General features: G+C 55.7%; 13 protein-coding genes and 1 rRNA gene. 9 read left to right on the top strand and 5 right to left on the bottom strand.

Annotation, left to right across the window (positions count from 1 at the left end; translation table 11 throughout):
* Positions 1-85: ribosomal RNA gene (rrf, locus tag CFT68_RS22490) — 5S ribosomal RNA — on the top strand; the annotation flags it as partial.
* Positions 86-566: 481 nt separating this feature from the next.
* On the opposite strand, the gene CFT68_RS11825 is transcribed toward rrf, so the two are convergent.
* The 5 genes from CFT68_RS11825 to CFT68_RS11805 form a co-directional block, all read right to left on the bottom strand.
* Positions 567-1,847, bottom strand: a complete 1,281-nt coding sequence (locus CFT68_RS11825) for a M16 family metallopeptidase (RefSeq protein WP_088843615.1) — start codon at positions 1,845-1,847, stop codon at positions 567-569.
* Positions 1,848-1,857: 10 nt separating this feature from the next.
* Positions 1,858-3,048, bottom strand: coding sequence for a type IX secretion system outer membrane channel protein PorV (gene porV / locus CFT68_RS11820; protein WP_088843614.1), 1,191 nt, complete (start codon positions 3,046-3,048; stop codon positions 1,858-1,860).
* Between the two features lie 46 nt (positions 3,049-3,094).
* Positions 3,095-7,042, bottom strand: a complete 3,948-nt coding sequence (gene porU / locus CFT68_RS11815) for a type IX secretion system sortase PorU (RefSeq protein WP_088843613.1) — start codon at positions 7,040-7,042, stop codon at positions 3,095-3,097.
* 138 nt (positions 7,043-7,180) lie between these two features.
* Complete coding sequence (locus CFT68_RS11810; protein ID WP_088843612.1) at positions 7,181-7,915, bottom strand: CDP-alcohol phosphatidyltransferase family protein; 735 nt, start codon at positions 7,913-7,915, stop codon at positions 7,181-7,183.
* A gap of 54 nt (positions 7,916-7,969) precedes the next feature.
* Complete coding sequence (locus CFT68_RS11805) at positions 7,970-8,605, bottom strand: MBL fold metallo-hydrolase (RefSeq protein WP_088843611.1); 636 nt, start codon at positions 8,603-8,605, stop codon at positions 7,970-7,972.
* Positions 8,606-8,752: 147 nt separating this feature from the next.
* On the opposite strand from CFT68_RS11805, the gene CFT68_RS11800 reads away from it, so the two are divergent.
* The 8 genes from CFT68_RS11800 to ccsA all read left to right on the top strand — a co-directional run bounded on the left by CFT68_RS11800 (position 8,753) and on the right by ccsA (position 19,454).
* Complete coding sequence (locus CFT68_RS11800; protein ID WP_088843610.1) at positions 8,753-9,868, top strand: NAD(P)/FAD-dependent oxidoreductase; 1,116 nt, start codon at positions 8,753-8,755, stop codon at positions 9,866-9,868.
* 20 nt (positions 9,869-9,888) lie between these two features.
* Positions 9,889-13,182, top strand: a complete 3,294-nt coding sequence (locus tag CFT68_RS11795) for a TolB-like translocation protein (protein ID WP_088843609.1) — start codon at positions 9,889-9,891, stop codon at positions 13,180-13,182.
* A 209-nt stretch (positions 13,183-13,391) separates the two neighbouring features.
* Positions 13,392-14,033, top strand: coding sequence for a heme exporter protein CcmB (locus tag CFT68_RS11790; RefSeq protein WP_088843608.1), 642 nt, complete (start codon positions 13,392-13,394; stop codon positions 14,031-14,033).
* A gap of 160 nt (positions 14,034-14,193) precedes the next feature.
* Positions 14,194-14,865 carry a cytochrome c biogenesis protein gene (locus CFT68_RS11785; protein ID WP_088843607.1) on the top strand — a complete coding sequence of 224 codons (672 nt, stop codon included), beginning with the start codon at positions 14,194-14,196 and terminating at the stop codon, positions 14,863-14,865.
* The gene (locus CFT68_RS11780; protein ID WP_088843606.1) at positions 14,846-15,091 is read left to right on the top strand and encodes a CcmD family protein; all 246 of its coding nucleotides are present in this window, start codon (positions 14,846-14,848) and stop codon (positions 15,089-15,091) included. Before CFT68_RS11785 ends, CFT68_RS11780 begins: the two co-directional genes overlap by 20 nt.
* Positions 15,092-15,227: 136 nt before the next feature.
* Positions 15,228-15,656, top strand: coding sequence for a cytochrome c maturation protein CcmE domain-containing protein (locus CFT68_RS11775; protein WP_088843605.1), 429 nt, complete (start codon positions 15,228-15,230; stop codon positions 15,654-15,656).
* A gap of 38 nt (positions 15,657-15,694) precedes the next feature.
* Positions 15,695-16,831: a hypothetical protein gene (locus tag CFT68_RS11770; protein WP_141106534.1), complete on the top strand. Its 1,137-nt coding sequence runs from the start codon at positions 15,695-15,697 to the stop codon at positions 16,829-16,831.
* A gap of 19 nt (positions 16,832-16,850) precedes the next feature.
* Positions 16,851-19,454 (top strand): cytochrome c biogenesis protein CcsA, encoded by a 2,604-nt coding sequence (gene ccsA / locus CFT68_RS11765; protein ID WP_088843603.1) that lies wholly within the window; start codon positions 16,851-16,853, stop codon positions 19,452-19,454.
* The last annotated feature ends 183 nt before the right edge of the window (positions 19,455-19,637 follow it).

Raw genomic sequence — 19,637 nt, 5'->3', positions numbered from 1 at the left:
CTCTTCCCATTCCGAACAGAGTCGTTAAGCCCCGGAGCGCCCATGGTACTGCCTTCACCGGCGGGAGAGTAGGTCGCCGCCAACCTTACTAGTGCACCGAGCTGCCCCCTTGTGGTGTGTGTCCCTCCCCCCCCGGGTAGGCGATGCCCCCGACGGAGGCAGCTCGTTGTCGTTTATATACTTCCTCTCAGTCCTGTTTCGGCATATGTCCTATTATGGGCTAAAACTGCCGTACTCCCAGAGCTGGCTTCGGACGATATTCACCAGCATGGCTGGACGTCTCATGTCACCGCGTCTGTAGAGACTTACTCGTCGCGGTACTGAGTAACGCCGGACACTAGGCGAGGTCATCAGTGGGACTTCTTGCTGCTTCCGCGAAGTGGCCCGGCTACTTGCCATCAGCCGTTGGCGGGTTTCTTCTTTTGTAAGTCTATGATATGTTCTCTTGTCTTCACTTTAAGCGGTGGGTGAAGGTAAAAAGAGTCCAGAACATTAAAATGCGTAACAGACAAAAGAGGCCCTGGCACGTGCTAGGGCCTCTTTTGTGTGTTATGAGTTGTCTTACTCTATTTATTTGGACCTGATACTACTTCTATCATTTGTTCCGGCGAAAAGTACTCTTGCGCTAAATTGCGCAAGGTGCTAGCGTCGACATTACTTATCTGTGATAAGAAGTCAGAATAGAAAGTTGAGGGTAAATCGAAAAATACGATGCTTTTGTACTTATCACATTGTTCGAATACAGTGCTCAACTCATTTGCGAATTTACCGGTCATATAGTTTTTGACCGTCTGCAGCTCGTCAGCGGGAATCAGCTCTTGTTGTAGAAGGCGTAGCTCATGGTGCACTTCTTTTATAGCAGCATCAGCGCTATTGGCGTTTACATCAGATCCTATTACGAAGCTTGTGCCATGCTCTCGTGGGCCGATGCTAGAGTAAATTCCGTAGGTAAGGCCTTTATCCTCTCGGATATTTTTCATCAAGCGGGAGCCAAAGTAGCCCCCTAGTACTTTTACTAATACTTGGAGCTGGTGCGTATCCGGGTGATTGGAAGAGGGCCAGAGCCGTCCAATACGCAATGATGATTGCAGGCTTCCAGGAACTGTAACATAGTCGATAGCTGGCTCACTTACGGCAGCAATTGAATGTGGAGCGATATAGACTGGTTTTTGTAGTGCTGTTGCTCCTAGTGTCTGTTGCAGCAATTGTTCATGTGAGGGTGCTATATCTCCGCACAGGAAAATTTCTGCTGTTGTGAGCTGGTATGTTCTGCTATGGAACTCCCGAAGTTCATGTGCTGAAACCTCTCCAAACGACTTCTCATCGAACACGATGCCGTAGGGATAACTCGGCCCATACAGATTCCGAGAGAACTGCTCTGCTGCCAGGTAGCTTGTCTTCTGTCGCTCAATGCGTACATTCTGGATGGTTCGGGCCTTCAACTGGCCTAGCTCCAACTCAGGGAATGTAGGCTCTGCAATTACATCCAGAAAGAGGGGAAGTAGCTTTTCTAGATGGCGGCTCAAGCAATACAACGTAAGCGTTGCACGATCAAAACCTTGTTCACATTCGAGTGAAGCACCATAGAACGCTACTTCATCAGCAATCTGTCTGGCGGAGCGCGTACGAGTGCCTTCCAGTAGCATACGAGTAGTCAGCAGGGATATGCCTGCGCCAGGCTCATACCATTTGCCCGCGCGGAATACAGCCTGCAAACGAATAACTGGTTGTGCATCGTTGCGAAGGATATGCAAGCGGGCTCCATTAGGGAGCGAAAACACGTCAGCCGCGGGCAGCGTTACGCTGGCCAGCGGCTGAACGGGAGGAGCGACTTTACGGTCGAGCATTCAGAAAGGTTTAGTTGGTCGGGGCTACATCTGAACTGCCAAAGGCTTCTTCGAGCGCATTGACATTAAAGTGTAGGGAAATACGGATGGTGTTAGCTAAGGGGTTGTTCTGCTGGTTTGGAACCAGGTAAGCAGCATCAACGCCTAGTACGTTATAGCGCAAACCAGCTCCAAAGCTCAGGTAGTTACGGTCACCTTTCTTCGGGTTCTCATAGAAGTAGCCTACACGAGCCATTAGCAAGTCATTATAGGTGTACTCTAGGCCAGTCGAAAGGTTGATTTCTTTTAGCTCTTCACTGAAGCCACCTGGCGCATCGCTAAAAGAACCAAGCATTGCACTCACAACACCCTTTTGAGCACGCTTATCGTTCTCAGCCATGATTCTGGGGTCGTTTATGGCAACTCCGTTTTCATAGTAGGGCGTTGGAACTAGCAGCTTGTTAACATCGAAGGACAGTGTAAGCTTATTGTAGGCATCCAGTTCTTTGGTAATAGCAGTACCCAACTTCAGGTTCATCGGCAGGAAATCGGGTTGGTCTGCCTCTGTATATGACATCTTATTGCCAATGTTGGAAATAGCAGCGCCTAGGCCTAGGTTATATTGGCCAGCCCCAATGCTCAGGTCGGTGTTATAGTATGCACCCAAATCAACCGCTACTGAATTACCTGGTTTAGTGTCTACAACACCACTGGTAAGGTTAGAGCGGATATAGCGGGCATTAATGCCTACGCCAAAATTGTCGCTCAGCTTCAGGCCATAGCCGACTGCAAAAGAATATTCTTTGGGATTGAAGGTGCCATTCGAGTTGTTATTCGCATCTCGAAATTCTATACTGCCCAAATCGAAGTACATCAGCGTGGCTGACAAAGCCGAACGCTCCCCAATTTTGAAGGTGGACCCTAGGTAGGCCAGTCCCATATCGTTGGTCAGGCCAGGCTGCCAGGGAGTATAAGAAGGCGAGAAGCTGTACTTGTACCGCACAAAGCCCAGCTTACCCGGATTGTAGTAGCCTGCATTGGCATCGGGGCTGATAGCTACACCACTCTCTCCTAAAGCGGCAGAACGCGCGTCTGGGCTTATGGTGAGGATAGGAACTGCAGTCGTAATAACATTGGGCAGGTCCTGGGCATGGGAGGTAGCCGCGACGGCCAGTAGGCCTGGGAGAAGCGCAAAACGCAAGGGCAGCTTCGTCAAATTCATAGACAGAAGAAAAGTAGGGGCGGAAGGTAGGCGAAAAGCCACAGTTTTAGTTGAGGATGACAAGTTTTTCATACTTAGAAGCGGTAGCTCCATCGCGTTGTGCCCGAACGCTGACACGATAGATGTACACGCCGCGTGCTAGCTGGTCGTGGTATTCGTCGCGGCCATCCCAGCTGATGGAAGAGATGTGTGCGCCGCTGGCACCAAGACTGGAGCCTTGTAACGTACGCACCAGCCTCCCCGATACAGTAAATATCTGCACCTGAATTTCTAGCTCTTCACCACTGCGGTTGTGGTCGAAGTGGAAAGTGGTAGCGGTAGAAAATGGATTAGGGTAGTTGAGCACGTGCTTCAGCGCAAGCTTGCTGGAGGAGGCTGCGATAAACTCAATGTTCTTCTCGGAGGAATTATTGTACGTATCCCACGCTTTCACGTGCAAGACGTGTGGGCCCGGCGTTAGGTTTTTGAACAGATACTTGACCTGGCCTGACTTAAAGTCATTTAGGGCCGACGTGTAAAACGTGTTCAGGATAGTGATTTTGGTGATGTCGTTATCTAATGTAGCAGTAAGATCGTGGCCTATGCCTGAGCCTGCAGTGTTAATGCCACTATCATCCCGCAGTTGTGCAATGAGCGTGGTGGAGGTATCTGTTAGGCCACCAAACACAAACTGCTCGTTATCCATGAACAGCCGGATATCGGGCGGAATGGTATCAAGCAGAGCAGAACTGGAGGCACCGCCCACCGGGACCAAACGCGAGCCGTGGGCATCCTGCCGCTGGCTTTCGTCGGCAGCATACAAGCTGATTTTGCCTAGGCCTAGGCTATAATTTATATCCTTGGGTACTACAAAATTGGCCGTAAACTGACCGTTCGTGACGGTAGCCTGGCCGTCGTAAATGATATTTTCCCGAACAGAAATAGGCAGGCGCTTATCTCTGGGGTCATCGCCGAGAGTCGTAACAACAGCGGGCTTTTCATAGACTGTTACCTGCGCCTTTCCGGTGAAGCTGGTATTGCGCTGGCCGTTTTTGCGTACTTCCCCGCGTAGTGCCACCGGGCTTAGAGCCGCAAGGGTATCAATTTTTGAAGCGGTAATAGCATGGCCGTTGATTTCCGTAGCCACTACTTGCTGCTCGGGGTAGGCCAGTCGCATGGATGGGTCGCCGAGAAGCGCGTAGTTGCGGTTGCCGTCGCCGGCCATCGCGGCGTTTTTGGCCATGCGGATGATGTCGCCGAGGCGAGGCATGGTACCGTTGGGGCGGCGGCGCAGCACATCATTCAGGAATTCTGTTGCCAAAAACTGATTGTTGTTCGCGTAAACAACGCGTGTCGTAGTGAATAGGCCTACAGCGCCTCCTTCGGTATCCGTCAAGGACAGCTCCCCCGCCGAGGTCAGTTCCGGATTATCGTAGGTGCTGAAGTCGCAGGTGCCGGTAAAGAGAAAGGTCAGCCGATTGGCGTTCTGCAGGCGTAGCACCGAGGCCGAGGTCAGGATCTGTTCATCAGCCCACAAGCTTGGGCCACCGTGGCCTACATACGTAATCAGCAACGAGCCTTGTTCGAAGGACTCATCAATTGCCTTCTCGGCAACCGGTGAGCGTTGGCCCGCCGAAAGGTTAGTCTGGGGGTACATGTCCAGGTATACTTTCCGTACGTTGTAATCGGGCTGGGTGGATTCAACGGTGTTAGCCAACGGCTCTGCTCCTTGTGTCGTGAACAGGTCGTAGTCGCCATCATCAGCCACAAACGTGAGACGATTGCGCCATTTGCCATAAGAGGCGGTGGCATCATAAGTCTTGAGCTTGTTTACTACCAAGCTCGCCATTTCCGTATTGCCGTATTGGCCCGCAGGAGAACGGACGGGCAGGCGGCCAATACCGATATCCAGTGCATCGGAGTTGGAGCCCGGCAGCCAGGCGCCCTCGTTATCATCAAGCAGGCCAAAGTAATCGTCGGAAGAGTAGCTTACCCCTAGGCCACCAGGCCGGCTGCCCTGCACCGGGTCGAAGCTTTCTTCTGACTCGTAAACCGGCACATAGTTCTGAGCAATTCGGTCGCCTTGAGCTGGGAGCCGCTCGCTCCACCACGCGGGAAGCTGAGCTTTATCGTTCGTGGGGTCTGATTTATAGTCGTAGGAAGCATCGCCGAAAAGCAGCAGATACAGTTGCCGACTGCCTCCTGAGCGGTCGTACACCATCTTCATCAGGTCGCGGATGGCTGTTACGTCCTGGCCGCCCGAGCTAAACTCATTGTAAACCTGCGTGGTGGTAACAACCTGCGCCGTTAGTCCATCGTGCTGACGGCGGTGAGCCGCTAACTGCTCGGCCTGAGCTAAGAACGTGGGATGCGTAACGATAACCAGATCCAGCTTGCTGTCCAGATTCAGGGCATGTAGGTTCTGGGCAGCTACCCGGCCAAAACCACGAGGCGTAGGGAAAGCGCTACTAGGCATGAAAGCAACAAACTCCCGTAATGTATCGGTGCGGGCCAGAAAGCTGCCTGCGTTGAGGGTAATGGCGGCCGGCTTACGTGGGTTTGTGACGTCCCAGACGGTGGCGTTGGTCGCGTTCGTCAAGTCAAACTGACTGATGGCGTTGGCGCGGATATTTTGCAGGGAGCGAAACTCCAGTAGGCCACCCGAGAAGCGAAGTTGCCGTTGCAGGTTCAGCTCCAGATAATCGAGCCGGCCCAGCGCTTTGGGGTCGGAGCCGCCGTTGTAGGTAAGTCCCACCTGAAGTTGGGTGGGGGCAGTGGCCGGGATGGTGTACGAGAAAGTGGAAAGACTCGTGTTGGCTATTTCTGGGTAGGAGCCGGGGTAGTTGTTGATGCCACTGACCACCTGACTAGTGGGGGATTGGGAGTTTATGGCAATCTGAAAAACCGAAGCACTAGAAGATACAGCAGCAACGGAGCTGGTTACCTGAGCTGAGGAGCCCGGAACCAGATCCGTAACGGGAAACGAAAAGCTGTTTTGGGTGCCGCCCGTAAACTCTTCGCCCAGCCACACCCGGCCCGACTTTAGGAGATTAATCAGTTCCCGCTCGTAGAACTGACGGTCGGTGAAAGTGCTGATGCGCGCAGATGCTACCCCATTCACGACAGGAGCCGGTGCTACCCGGCGCCCAATAGTAGGGCCTACATTCAGGAAATAGTAGGCTGTATCGGTGTACGGGTTAAGCTGGTGCCGAAACCGTTGATTATTTCCGTCCTGGCGCCACGTGTGCGGGCCCCGGGCGTAGAACAGAAAGTACTCATTGTCCTCAAGAGAAGCGTTGGCATCTCCCACAAACTGAATGTCATTTTCGGCCAGGTCATCGGGGCGGTAGGTACTGTTGGCTTGCGGCAGGGTACCCATGGCATTGCCGAAGAGGCGCAGGCGAGCCGGGTCGAGGCTTTGCGCGTTGAGGCCTAGCGCCTGCAAAGTGGTCTTGTCCAACTTGTATAGGCCACTTGCAGGAACCCCAATCTTAAACCACTCGCCTGTGCTCAATACCGAAGCACGCGCATACGTGCGAGCCTGGATATCTCGCCGGGCGTCGGTGCTAAGCGTGTAAGCGTAGGAAAACGAAGTCAGCTTTTCGGCTTGGCCAGTCTGTGGATTTCGCCGCAGGGGCTGCAACGTGAAGACGGTAATGGCGCGTCGCTGCTCCGTGCCATGGAACATAGCAACAACGGGCGCGGTTGGCAGCGAAGCCAGATCCAGCTGACGAGCTTCGAGCGGGGTGAGGGGTGCGTACACGGCATCGCGCAACTGGCCTTCCGCAATATTGCCATCGAGGCGGCGCTGATAGGTGCCCACTTGGTCGCCGGAGCGGTATACCGCTTCCTGAAACGTGGGCACGAGGCGCTGCTGCCCCCGCAGCAGCAGGCTTACCGAACCGTTCCATGTGATGGTGCCCTGGACTACCTGCTCCGCTGTTTGAGCCACCGCCGGAGCCACTAACCCTAGAATGGCCAGGCAGGCCAACATCCAGTTAGTAAAAAGGCGCATAGAAAGGACTCATACTCAGTGAAAATAGAATACCAGAGCGTGTAGTTGCCAACAGGCCAAATGGGGCCACGGTTCAGTAGTAATGCGAAATCTTAACTGACCGCCTTCGCAAATATTGTGAATGGCAGAAAGTAAATATTAGGCCCCGGCTGGCTTCAGAATAGAAAGCCCCACATACAGCAGAATGATCAGCGGAATGGCGACGTAGCCTAGGCCTATTAGCAGCCCCAAGCTCAGTAGCAGAAAGATAAACCGGAGGGAATTATCCTGCCAGCGCAGGTTCTTAAACTTAAGAGCAAACAGCGGCAGCTCCGCCACCAGCAGACCCGACAAAACTAGTGTCAGAGCCAGCAGAATCCAGGGGTTCAGGATGATGGAAGTGAGGCCAAAGGAATCCTGATGCAGAATAAGCGGCAGCGCGGCTACCAGCAGAGTGCAAGCCGGTGTGGGCAAGCCGATGAAAGAATCGGACTGGCGGGTATCGTTGTTGAACTTGGCCAGACGCAAGGCCGAGAAGATTGACACAATGAATGCGCTGTAGGCCATCCAGGTCGGCAGGCCAACTTCCGGCAACGAGGTTTGCAGAAGCTTGAACAGGATAGCGCCCGGCACCACCCCAAACGAAACCATATCGGCCAAGGAGTCCAGGTCTTTGCCAATGGGGGAGGAGACGTGCAGCGCCCGGGCTACCAGCCCATCGAAAAAGTCGGCCACGGCGGCTAGGCCTATCAGGTAGGCTGCCTGCACCAGCGGGAGCCAGTAGGCCGAGGTAGGTTGAGCCTCAGGAGCAGGAGTGCCGAAAATAAAGCTCAGCGCCAGACAGCCACAGAACAGATTGAGGCAAGTGAGGGCGTTAGGAAGATGCTTTTTCAAGTAAGAAATCGAAAAGGATAAATCAACAGAGGAAGTGGCCTACGCAGTGAGTGGCTAGTTCAGGAAGGGGTTGGAACGTCGCTCGGCGCCAATAGTAGTAGCGGGGCCATGACCGGGATACACTGTCACATCGTCGGGCAGCGTCAGGAGTTGCGTCCGGATGCTCTCGATGAGCGTTGCGTAGTCGCCGCCGGGCAGGTCGGTGCGGCCGATGCTGCCTTGGAACAGCACGTCGCCGCCAATAACGGTTTTGGTGGGCTCATGATAAAATACCACATGGCCGGGGGCATGGCCCGGTGCAAAACGCACTTCCAGCTCCGTCTCACCGAAACGCACCGGCTCAGCGGGTGTCAGGAAGCCGGTCGGCTCGGCGCTTTCGAAGCGTGGAAAGCCGTAGTTGGGGGCGTAGCTGGGCACGGCGCGCAAGGTGCTCAGGTCGGCTTCATGAATCAGAAACGGCACCTGATAGGTATCCAGAATGAATTTGTTGCCGAATACATGGTCGATGTGGCAATGGGTATTGAGCAGCAATACCACCTCTAGGCCACTTTCGGCAATAAAAGAGCGCAAGGCCTCTTGCTCGGCCCGCTCGTAGCAGCCGGGGTCGATGACCACGCACTGGCCGGTGGTATCATGCAGCAGGTAAGTATTTTCGGAAAACGCGTTGAAGGTGAATCCGGAAACGGTCATAAGCGAAGTAGAACAGGCCTAGCGGAGTCCAGGCAGAATGAAGCGGGTAAGTTACGGAAGTGAGGCCATACGTAGTTTACGCGCTGCACCAACGGTTTTGCAGCGGAGCACAAGAGAGTTCCGTCAACCTCGCTTACCTTGCTGCCCATGATACGTGTGGACTACCTCATTATCGGGCATGGCATTGCGGGCGCTACCTTGGCGCAGGAGCTGCGGCGGCGCGGCAGGAGCGTGCTCGTGCTGGATACGCCCCAGCCCGATTCAGCCTCCAATGTGGCGGCGGGCCTGATGAACCCCGTGGCAGGCAAGCGCTACGCGCTGGCCTGGCGGGCCGAGGAGTTGATGCCGGCCGCTGTGCAGTTTTACCAAGAGCTGGAAACCCGCTTCGGCCAAACGTTTTTCTATGAAGCGCCCATTCTAAAGCTGTTTTCCTCGGTGGCGGAGCAGAACACCGTGCTGGCCCGCAGCGCCGATAATCCGTGGGGAAACTTTGTGCAGGATGCTGATGCGCCTTTACCCGCTGTACGGGGCCTGAAGCAGGAATTTGGTGGCCTACGCATTCAGCGCGGCGGGCACGTGCTGGTACGGGAAGTACTGGCCGCGCTGGCTGCCGAAGGAATTCGGGAAGGCTGGCTGCAGCACGAAACTTTTGCCTGGGAGCAGCTTGTTCCGGCTCCAGACGGCGGCAGTGGCCTACAGTACGCCAACCGCGTGCAGGCGCAACACGTTGTGTGCTGTGAAGGAGCTGCAGCCGTTCAAAACCCGTATTTTCACTGGCTGCCCCTCACCCCCAACCAGGGCGAGGTGCTGAACGTGGAATGTCACGGTCTCTCCGATGAATATGTTCTGAATAAAGGGGCCTACGTGGTACCGCTCGGCAACGGGCAGTTTCGGGTGGGCGCCACCTACCGCTGGCCACCCTTCGCGGCGGGCATCACCGACGATGCCCAGCAGGAGCTAAGCCAGCGCCTAGAAGCCATGACGAGCGAGCCGTTCCGTATCACGGAGCAGCGCGCTGGTGTAAGGCCTGCGGTGCGCGACCGGAAACCGCTGCTGGGAACCCATCCAGCGCGGCCGGAAGTGCATATGTTTAACGGTTTTGGTTCTAAAGGTGTTATGATGGCGCCGCGGCTGGCCAACCTTATGGCCGACTTTTTGGAAAATGGCACCGAGCTCTGGCCCGAGGTCAATATCCGGCGGTATTCTGCGTTATATAATACGGTGCTGGCTGCAGCTGGCGCCGGCTCTTCTGGTTCTCGCTAGTAGCGTTTTAGCTTTTGTATATGAAGCACTTGTCCTTACTATCACGGCGCGGCTATAGCCGGCCGGCTGGCCTAGCGGTGTTGCTGCTGGGTTTTCTGCTTCCGGGTAGCGTGGCCCTGGCCCAAACGGCTCAGGAGCCCTTTGGCCGCGTCCGGATTCAGTATAAGGATTTCGACTGGCTGCAGCTGAGCACCCAGAACTTCACCATCTATTATTATGCCGGCGGCGAGCAAAACGCCCGGCACGCGGCCGAGTACGCCGAAAAGGAGCTGCAGCGCATTACGGGCCTGATTGGATACTACCCGTATTCCAAAACTACGCTCATGCTCTACAACTCCGTGGGCGACCTGCGGCAGAGCAACATTGGGCTGGATTCTGACAAGTACCAGACTGGCGGCGAAACCTCTCTGACCCGCATGACGAAGGTGCAGATTGCCTTCGAGGGCCAGCAGACCCGCTTCAAGCAAGATTTGAGCAACCGCATTACGCAGGTCTTGCTCAATGATATGATGTATGGTGGCTCGCTGAAAGAAGTCATTCAGAGCAGCTATTTGCTGCAGCTGCCCAATTGGTTTGTCAGTGGCGCCTCGGCGTATGCTTCCGAGGGCTGGAGCGTGGAGATGGACGACTACATGCGCACCATGACCAAGGCGCACGAAGGCACCAAAACCGCTCCGTTCTTCCTGCGCAACCCCACGCTGGCTGGCCAGAGCATCTGGAACTACATTGCGGAGCGCTACGGCTACACCAGCATCCAGAACATTCTGAACCTGACACGCATCACGCGCGATGTGGAAGTCGGGATCAGCTCCTCGCTGAATGTGCCCTACAAGGTATTCCTGAAGGATTGGCTGAACTATTACCGCCAGCTCAACGCCCAGCCCCAGACGCCTTATCAGGAGCCTGAGGAGGCCCGCCGCCTGGCCCGCAACAACCGCAAGGGCGTGCTGTATTCGCAGGCCGTGCTGAGCCCCAATGGTCAGCGACTGGCCTACGTGCAAAACGACCGGGGCCGCTACCGCGTGATAGTGGTCAATAAAGACGGCAAAGGCCGCGACATTATTCATCGGGGCGGCTACAAAACCCCCGACCAGGAAGTGGAGACGCGCCTGCCGGTCTTGGCCTGGCGCGGCAACGGGCAGGTAGCCGTAGCCGAAATGTACAAGGGCGACATGACCCTGCAATTGCGCGAGGCCAATGGTGGCCTAGGTAGCATGGCGGATCGGGTAAAATCGTTGCTGCCCACCTTCGGCAAAGCCACCTCCCTCTTCTCTCCTTATTCGCAGATAAACGACCTGAGTTATTCGCCCGATGGCAAGGCCTTAGTATTTAGCGGTGTGCGCAACGGGCAGACGGACCTCTACCTGCTCCGGGCCGGCAGCCGGACCCCCGAGCGAATCACGAACGACGTTTTTGATGATGTAGAGCCCGCTTTCCTGCCCAATGGGGAAGGCGTAGTGTTCAGCTCCAACCGCTGGCTCGATTCGGCCGGTACCGCGCGGGGCAGCTTCGCAACCATCGTCAACAACTACGACCTGTTCCTGTACCACCTCGATGGGCGCGCCCAACCGGTAGAGGGTTTGGTGAGCACCATTTCCAACGAAGGCAGGCCTAGGCCTATCTCCGATACGGAAGTGCTGTTTATTGGGGAAGAAAGCGGCGTGCGCAGTTTGTTCCGGCTTTCGTTGGCCACCAAGCAGTACCGGCCCGTTACAAGCTTCCTGCCCAACATCAAGAACTTCGACTACAATGCTACCAGCGGTACGCTGGGCTTCATTGCGGCCGACGAAGCCCGCGATTTCGTATATCTCTACCCCAATTACACGCTGCCCGACAACCTGACAGTTTTTAAAACGGCTCGTCAGGAAACCCTTGAAGACCGTTCTAAGCCGGCGCCGGCGGGTGCCGTTCCGGCCCCTAGCCCTACAGCTCCAACCATTGCCAATGCGCAGGAGCAAAACCAGCAGAACGAGGGCGGCCAGCCCACCCAGGCACCGCGCCGTACGGATGGCCGGGTAAACACCAGCGACTACGAGTTCGACGAGGATATTCCGGCTTCGCGGGGCAGTGCGCCTAAGCGCTCTAGGCCTGCTACGGTAGTTGCTCTGCCACAGGCGGCGCCCTCGGAGAATACCGGACTAAATGGCCCCTTCCGCTACGATACGCGCTTCAGCATCGATAACGTGGTTTCGTCGCTGTATGCCGACCCGTTGCTAGGTATCGGGGTCATTGCCCAGGTCAATATGGCCGACCTATTTGAGGACCACCGGATTCAGGCGGGCATCTTTGCCCTCACCGATTTGCGCACCAGTAACATATTTGCCAGCTACACCAATCTGAAGAAGCGCTATGACTGGAGCCTGACCTATCAGAAACAGGCCTACTTCTTCGACCTGCCGACGCTGGCACTAACTCGGTACGCCCGGCATGACGTATCCCCAACCATAGCCTACCCGCTCACGCACAACCTGAGCGTACGAGTGGGACCTCGCTTCGTGAATGTAAGCAAGCAGGTGTTCGGTGACCTCAGCAACAGCGAAGATGTAAACAGCAGCTACCTGGGCGGGTCCGGCGAACTGGTGTTTGACAACTCCATTGCTACCGGCGTAAATATGCTGGAAGGCACCCGCATGAAAGTGGGCTTCACTCAGCTGAATGGCCTAGACGGGGGCTCCCCAAATTTTGGGAAGATATTCGTTGACCTGCGCCATTACCAGAAAATCCACCGCCAGCTGATATGGGCCAATCGGGCCAGCTTCGGGCAGTTTATCGGGGGGGGCAATATCCAGCCCCAATTCCGTCTGGGCGGAATGGACAACTGGCTGAAGAACGACCGATACGATGGCCAACAGCTCGCCGTACCCAACGACGCGGACGATCCTACGCAGGTGTTCTACCAGCAGTTCGTGACCAACCTGCGCGGCTTCGACTACAGCAAGCGGACCGGTCCTAAGTACCTTCTGTTCAACTCTGAGCTGCGCCTGCCCATCATCCAGTACCTCTCGCGCAAACCGGTAGAGTCGGGCTTCCTGCGCAACCTACAGATCACGGCTTTCGGCGACATGGGTACCACGTATGCGGGCTCCAATCCTTTCAATGAGAACAACTCTTTTAACACCCAGGTAACGGGCGGCGCCGGCAACCCCTTCACTGCAACCGTCGTGAACTTCCGGAACCCCCTGCTCTACGGGTACGGTGCTGGCCTACGCAGCACGGTATTGGGTTTCTACCTGAAAGGCGATGTGGCCTGGGGTCGAGAAGATTACACAGAAAAAGGCCCCAAAATTTACGTAACGCTGGGCTACGATTTCTAACCCTAGTAGATAAGCTTGGCTTCCTACAAAGACCTTCAGCAGCCTGCTGAAGGTCTTTTTGCGTTAAATCGGCTTTAAACGGGCATTCCCGAAAGACGGTTGTGCTATTCCGGGGTCAGGGGCCGCTAATCCGGGAGTTGGGTTGTATCTTTGCGGTCCTGTTCACCAGCCCTGTTGCCGTGCAGCTCCTCCGCGAGATTTGGTATTTGATGCAAAAGGACTTCCGCCTGGAGTGGCGGCAGCGTGCTGCCCTTAATGGCATGCTGCTCTACGTGGGCAGCACGGTGTTCGTGTGCTACTTAAGCTTCTCGTTGCGCGGCGGCCAGCTCCCGGCCCCAGCCTGGAATGCCCTGTTCTGGATTGTATTGCTGTTTTCGGCCGTGAATGCCGTGGCAAAAGGGTTTCTGCAGGAGAGCCGTGGCCGCATGCTATACTATTATACAGTAGTGCGTCCCCAAGCCGTGATATTGGCTAAAATTAGCTACAACGCTTTGCTACTGCTAGGCCTAGCGCTGGTCGCTTTTGCCTTCTACGCGCTGGTACTCGGCAATCCTGTTCAAAACGTTTCATTGTTTGTGGGCAATGTGTTGCTTGGCGCAGTAGGCTTTGCCAGTACCCTCACGCTGGTATCGGGCATTGCAGCCAAAGCCACCAATAGCAGCACCCTGATGGCTGTGTTGGGCTTCCCGCTGATGGTGCCCATGTTGCTGCTCCTGATAAAAGTCTCTAAGAATGCCCTGGATGGCCTAGAGTTCGAGGCCAGCCAAAGCTCCTTGCTCACGCTGGTGGCACTCAACATGATTGTCGGGGCCGTCTCGTACCTGTTGTTTCCTTTTTTGTGGCGCAGCTAATGCAAGTGGCTATGAGACAAGGGCTATGGAATAATACGAGGAGGCTGAAATATTTTTGGCGGCCCGAGATAACATGTTTTACCGGCTTGTTGTACTCTCAATACACGCAGAAGCAAGCAGCAATTGAACTTGATTTCGGCCTTTTAACTTCTAGCTTCTCATGAAAAACAACTGGTGGAAAGCGCTGGCCGTGGTATTGCTACTCTATGTAGCGGTGGCGGGGCTTCTGATGCCGGTGCCCCGGCTGGCCATCCTCAACGAGAGCATTCGCAATTTGTACTTCCACGTGCCCATGTGGTTCGGGATGACGGCTATTCTAGTTGCCTCCGTGTACTACTCGGTGCGCTACCTGCGCACCCCTACGCCGGCGCTGGATATTCTGGCCCATGAGGCGGCGCGCACCGGCATTCTGATGGGCGTTGTCGGCTTGGCTACCGGCAGCATCTGGGCCCGCTACACCTGGGGCGCCTGGTGGACCAACGACCCCAAGCTTAACGGCGCGGCCATTGCCATGCTGATTTACGGCGCTTACCTGGTTTTGCGCTCTTCCTTTACCGATGAGCAGCAGCGGGCTCGTATCTCGGCCATCTACAACATCTTCGCTTTTGCCACGGCCATGCCGTTGTTCTATATTCTGCCGCGCCTAACGGATTCTTTGCACCCCGGCGCGGGCGGCAACCCGGCTTTCGCTAAGTACGACCTCGATGATAATATGCGGCTGGTATTCTATCCGGCCGTAATCGGCTGGACATTGCTCGCCTTCTGGCTAGCTCAGGTGGCTAGCCGTCTTTCCCTGCTCAAACTGAAAGTGTATGAAAAACAGCTTGCCTAAGCTGCGCCCGGCGCTGCTCTTCCTGCTTGCGTTGCTCTTGCCCGCGCTGCACGCCGTGGCGCAAACTACTGCTTCCAACGAACCCGAAATGGCCGATGCTCTCCGCCACGATGGGAAGATTTATGTGGTAGTGGCCGTGATTACGGTAGTGCTGGCGGGCCTGTTGTTCTTTCTGATTTCTCTGGACCGGAAACTGAGCCGCCTAGAGAAAGAGGTGAAAGAGTAGACCTCTGTTGGTCGCCAGCGCAATGCCCAAGAGCTGATATAAATCATTTCTGCGCAGCCGGTTTCTGTGGACCTTTGCTGCACTATTTGTTGTTCCGATTACCGGCCCCTACTAGGACCGTCCTGTTGCACCAAACATGAAAAAAGCACACATCCTCGCCATTACCGTCATTGCCGTGGCTATTGGCATTATCATGAGCGCCGCCGGCGATGCCAGCGTCTACGTTTCCTTTGGCGAAGCTCGCGAGCGGGCCGCCGAAGGCAACCTGACCAAAGTACACGTGGTAGGCCGTTTACCCCGTGATGGCCAGCAGAATATCATGGGGCTGGAATATAACCCCACCCTGGATCCCAACTACTTCGCTTTCACCTTAGTAGATACCAATCGCATTGCGCAGCGTGTGGTCTATTTCAACCCTAAGCCCCAGGACTTCGACAAGTCGGAGCAGGTGGTGATTACGGGAGCCATGCGCAACAACGTGTTCGTGGCCGACAAAATCCTGCTGAAATGCCCTTCCAAGTATGTGGAGAAGGATATAAAAGGCGCTACGGCGTCGGTTAACTAGGACCAGACGAGCGCGCAATGGAGGTAGGCCAGTGGCACATGTGGGGAGTTGATGGCGCGGGAAACCGCCCAAGTTCCTACGGCGCCTTACTAGGCCTATTTTTCTGGTTGCTGACCGCCAGTGGCCTACACGCCCAGGTGGCCAACGACGACATTGAACGCCGTCGGGTGGTGCACACCGGAGAAACCATCACCTCATCTACCGCGGGCTGCACCGTGCAACGCCAGTGCGTTGATGAGCGCCTGACCGGCAAGTGCATTGAGTACCACAACGATCAGTGGTTTGAGGTGACACCGACCGTAACCGGCCGTTACTTCGTGAATATCAGTGGGCAACAGTGCCGTGATACGCGCGGTGTACAACTGGTGGTTCTGACGGGAGAGCCGTGTCAGCCGAAAACCTATCAGGTCTTATCGTGCACTTCGTTGGGCAGCCAGGACGATGTATTCGTGGCGCTGGAAGAGCTCCGCGCTGGGCAGCGTTATATGCTGAATGTGGATGGCTACCTGCACGACTATTGTTCTTTTCAGCTTACCCTCAGCGACCAGCCACACGGCATACCGGCCATGCCCGCACTCAGCGCGGGCAGTGCGCCAGCTGCAGTCAGCCCACTCGTGGCGTTGCGCTGGACGTTGCCTGACTCAGCCGCTACTACCAGCCGGTTCCGCGTGATTCGCCGGGAAGCGGCAGAATTTAAGAGCCACGAGCGCACTAGCCTACCCGTGACGCGCAGCACGTATGGCGCGCCGGTAGTGGCCTACAGCTATACCGATACGCTTCCAAAACCTGGCCGCTACTTGTACCAAGTAGTTGCGGAAGCCACCGACAACCAGCCGCCTGTGCTGGTGCAGCAGCGCTGGGTGGCCTACAGCAAGCTGCTGCCCATGCAGCGCGACACCTCTTTGCGCTACTTGCGCGTGCCGCTAGGCCAGTATAAAACCGGGGCGAAACTCTCCGTAGTGGCTACCGATGCGGCCACTGGACGCGTCGTTGGTAACCGCCAAGTAATCAAACAGAAAAAGATTGAGCAAATGAGCCTGTTGCCGGTTGTACTTTTGCAGCGGCAAGGTGTGCAGCAGGTGCGTGTGCGCATCACCCAAACGATTGGCCCCGGCCACCCGCCTACTTCCGATGAGCTGACGCTACTGGTGCCGGCCCCATCTTCTTCTCAGTAACAGCAGAACCCCGATTCTCATGCTAAATACCTTCATCGGCGACGCCGGACACCTGAGTGTCATCGTAGCTTTTGTGGCGGCCACGATAGCGGCGTATTCCTACTTCATGGCGACCCACAACCAGCCTCTGGGCGAAACTGATGCCTCCTGGCTTCGGATTGGTCGGGGTGCTTTCCTGCTGCATGGTGTGGCCGTGTTCTCCGTGGTGGCGTGCCTGTTTACTATCATATACACGCACCGCTACGAGTATTACTACGCGTGGAGCCACAGTAGCAACCACTTGCCGGTGTACTACATGATTTCCTGCTTCTGGGAAGGGCAGGAGGGATCTTTCCTGCTCTGGATTTTCTGGCAGGTAATTCTGGGCTTTATCATCATGCGCTTCAATAAGCGCTGGGAAGCTCCCGTGATGGCCATTTTTGCGGGCGTGCAGCTGTTCCTTACCAGCATGATTCTGGGCGTGGTATTCGGTGGCGTCAAAGTTGGCTCATCGCCATTTATTCTGCTGCGCGACTTCCTCGATATTCCGGTCTTCAAGACCGACCCCAACTTTGTGCCGAAAGATGGCACTGGCCTGAATGCCCTGCTCCAGAACTACTGGATGGTGATTCACCCGCCCACACTGTTCTTGGGCTTTGCCCTGACGCTCGTTCCTTTTGCTTTCGCCATTGCGGGCCTCTGGAAACGCGAGTACACCAAGTGGGTGCGCCCGGCCTTGCGCTGGACGCTGGTAGGTGGCCTAGTGCTGGGCGTAGGCATTATGATGGGTGCTTACTGGGCCTACGAAACCCTAAATTTCGGGGGCTACTGGAACTGGGACCCGGTAGAAAATGCCGTGTACATTCCGTGGCTGGTGCTGGTGGCCTCGTTGCACGGCCTGGTGCTGTGGCAGCGTAGTCGCACGGCGTTGCGCACATCGTTTGTGCTGGTTATCACCACGTTTCTGCTGGTACTCTACGCCACCTTCCTGACCCGCAGCGGTGTGCTGGGCAATGCCTCCGTGCACTCCTTCACCGACCTAGGCCTATCTGGCCAGCTGATTATCTACATGATGGCTTTCATGGTGCTGGCCATTGCTCTGTTGATATACCGCTGGAAGCAGATTCCGATTTCGCCGAAAGAGCTGACAACTTATAACCCTGAGCTGTGGGTGTTTGTGGGTGCTACGGTGCTGTGCCTGGGCGCGTTCCAGGTGCTGGTAACCACCAGTATTCCGGTGTACAACGCGTTTCTAGGCTTCGTAGGCGTAAAGTCAAACCTGGCGTTGCCCGCCGATCAGATTCAGCACTACACCAAAATTCAGCTCTGGATGGGCGTGGGCGTGGCTTTCTTCTCGGGTCTGGCCCAGATCATGTGGTGGCAGAAGAATGATAAATCATCCTTGACGAACTCGCTCACGGTGCCCGGCATCCTGTCGTTGCTCGGCGCGGCCCTCGTAATTCTGCTGGTGCAGTACAACGGGTTGAAGATGAACCTGACGTATATAACGCTCCTGACGGCGGGCCTGTTTGGGGTGCTGGCCAACCTGAGCATGGTCCTGACGCTGATTCGGCGGAAGGTGAGCCTATCGGGAGGCGGCGTGGCGCATATGGGCATTGCCCTGATGCTGCTGGGTATCCTGGCTTCGTCGGGCTATTCCAACATTATCTCCCAGAACGTATCGGGCCTGCTCTACTCGCGCGAATTCCCGGAGGAAACCAACCGCGACAACGTGTTGCTGTGGCGCAACGATAAGGCTCCCATGGGCAAGTACGATGTGAGCTACACTGGGCAGTACGTTGATGCTCCTGGCGTGCCTGGCTACGTGGATAAGCAGCTGCTGTTCCAGACCGCTGATGAGTACAAAGCCCTGGCGCGCGCCGATATCAAGCGCGGCGACAAAGTGTACTACAAAGCCGGCGACACAGTCGATATAATGCCCGAGAATACTTACTACCGGGTAGAGTATAAAGACCGCAAAACCGACGAAACCTTCGTGCTGTATCCGCGCGGCCAGGTGAACGAGGAGATGGGTGGCCTACTGGCTTCGCCCGATATCAAGAAGTTCCTCGGCCACGACATCTATTCGCACATCAGCGCTGTGCCCCCACCCGATAAGGAGAAGGACTGGAGCGAAGTACAGGAGCACACGCTGAGCGTAGGCGACACCATTTTCCTGAACGACTACTTTGCGGTATTCCGCGGGGTAGAGCCAGCGCACCAAACGGCTGGCCTAGGCCTGGCCAAAGGCGACTTAGCCATTCAGGGCGACTTCCTGGTAACGGGCGAGAAAAAGCAGTATCACGTACACCCCGTATTCGTAGTTCGTAACCGCATGATTGGCCGCGTGCCAGATGAAGTAGAAGACCTGGGCTTGCGCCTGAGCTTCCTAAACGTAGATCCGAACAACCGCAAGTTTACGTTCGGGGTAAGCACTACGCAGAAAGACTACATCATTCTGAAGGCAATGGAGAAGCCCTTCATCAACCTACTCTGGAGTGGCACGCTACTCATGGCCGTAGGCTTTGGTATGGCCCTCTACAAGCGCCGCCGTGATGTGGAAGTAGCGGTGCAGCCAGCTCAACCAGAAGCCGCCGCAACACCTCGTCCTCGCCCGATTCAAAAGTCGCGGCAGGTGGCCTAGAGTTTCCTGACTCGTAAAAATCCATAAGCGTAAACGCCTCACCTAGTTATTAGGTGAGGCGTTTACTTTTCGGTAGTTGTAGGCCACCTCAGTGGTGTATAGGCGTGTGAGGTGGGGTTCCCGACTGTTCACAAAGGGCTTGGTGCGGCAGGTTACTCTAGTCCTAGGCCACTTTAGCGAAGG

This window comes from Hymenobacter gelipurpurascens (assembly GCF_900187375.1).
Classification (GTDB): Bacteria; Bacteroidota; Bacteroidia; order Cytophagales; family Hymenobacteraceae; genus Hymenobacter; species Hymenobacter gelipurpurascens.
The sequence above is the reverse complement of the archived record's forward strand: the minus strand, read 5'-3'. Positions and strand labels throughout refer to the sequence as shown.

Bases quoted from the DNA above. Each gene is read 5' to 3' on its own strand.
- CFT68_RS11825 (WP_088843615.1), bottom strand. From the start codon at position 1,847: ATGCTCGACCGTAAAGTCGCTCCTCCCGTTCAGCCGCTGGCCAGCGTA.
- porV (WP_088843614.1), bottom strand. From the start codon at position 3,048: ATGAATTTGACGAAGCTGCCCTTGCGTTTTGCGCTTCTCCCAGGCCTA.
- porU (WP_088843613.1), bottom strand. From the start codon at position 7,042: ATGCGCCTTTTTACTAACTGGATGTTGGCCTGCCTGGCCATTCTAGGG.
- CFT68_RS11805 (WP_088843611.1), bottom strand. From the start codon at position 8,605: ATGACCGTTTCCGGATTCACCTTCAACGCGTTTTCCGAAAATACTTAC.
- CFT68_RS11800 (WP_088843610.1), top strand. From the start codon at position 8,753: ATGATACGTGTGGACTACCTCATTATCGGGCATGGCATTGCGGGCGCT.
- CFT68_RS11795 (WP_088843609.1), top strand. From the start codon at position 9,889: ATGAAGCACTTGTCCTTACTATCACGGCGCGGCTATAGCCGGCCGGCT.
- CFT68_RS11790 (WP_088843608.1), top strand. From the start codon at position 13,392: ATGCAAAAGGACTTCCGCCTGGAGTGGCGGCAGCGTGCTGCCCTTAAT.
- CFT68_RS11785 (WP_088843607.1), top strand. From the start codon at position 14,194: ATGAAAAACAACTGGTGGAAAGCGCTGGCCGTGGTATTGCTACTCTAT.
- CFT68_RS11780 (WP_088843606.1), top strand. From the start codon at position 14,846: ATGAAAAACAGCTTGCCTAAGCTGCGCCCGGCGCTGCTCTTCCTGCTT.
- CFT68_RS11775 (WP_088843605.1), top strand. From the start codon at position 15,228: ATGAAAAAAGCACACATCCTCGCCATTACCGTCATTGCCGTGGCTATT.
- CFT68_RS11770 (WP_141106534.1), top strand. From the start codon at position 15,695: ATGTGGGGAGTTGATGGCGCGGGAAACCGCCCAAGTTCCTACGGCGCC.
- ccsA (WP_088843603.1), top strand. From the start codon at position 16,851: ATGCTAAATACCTTCATCGGCGACGCCGGACACCTGAGTGTCATCGTA.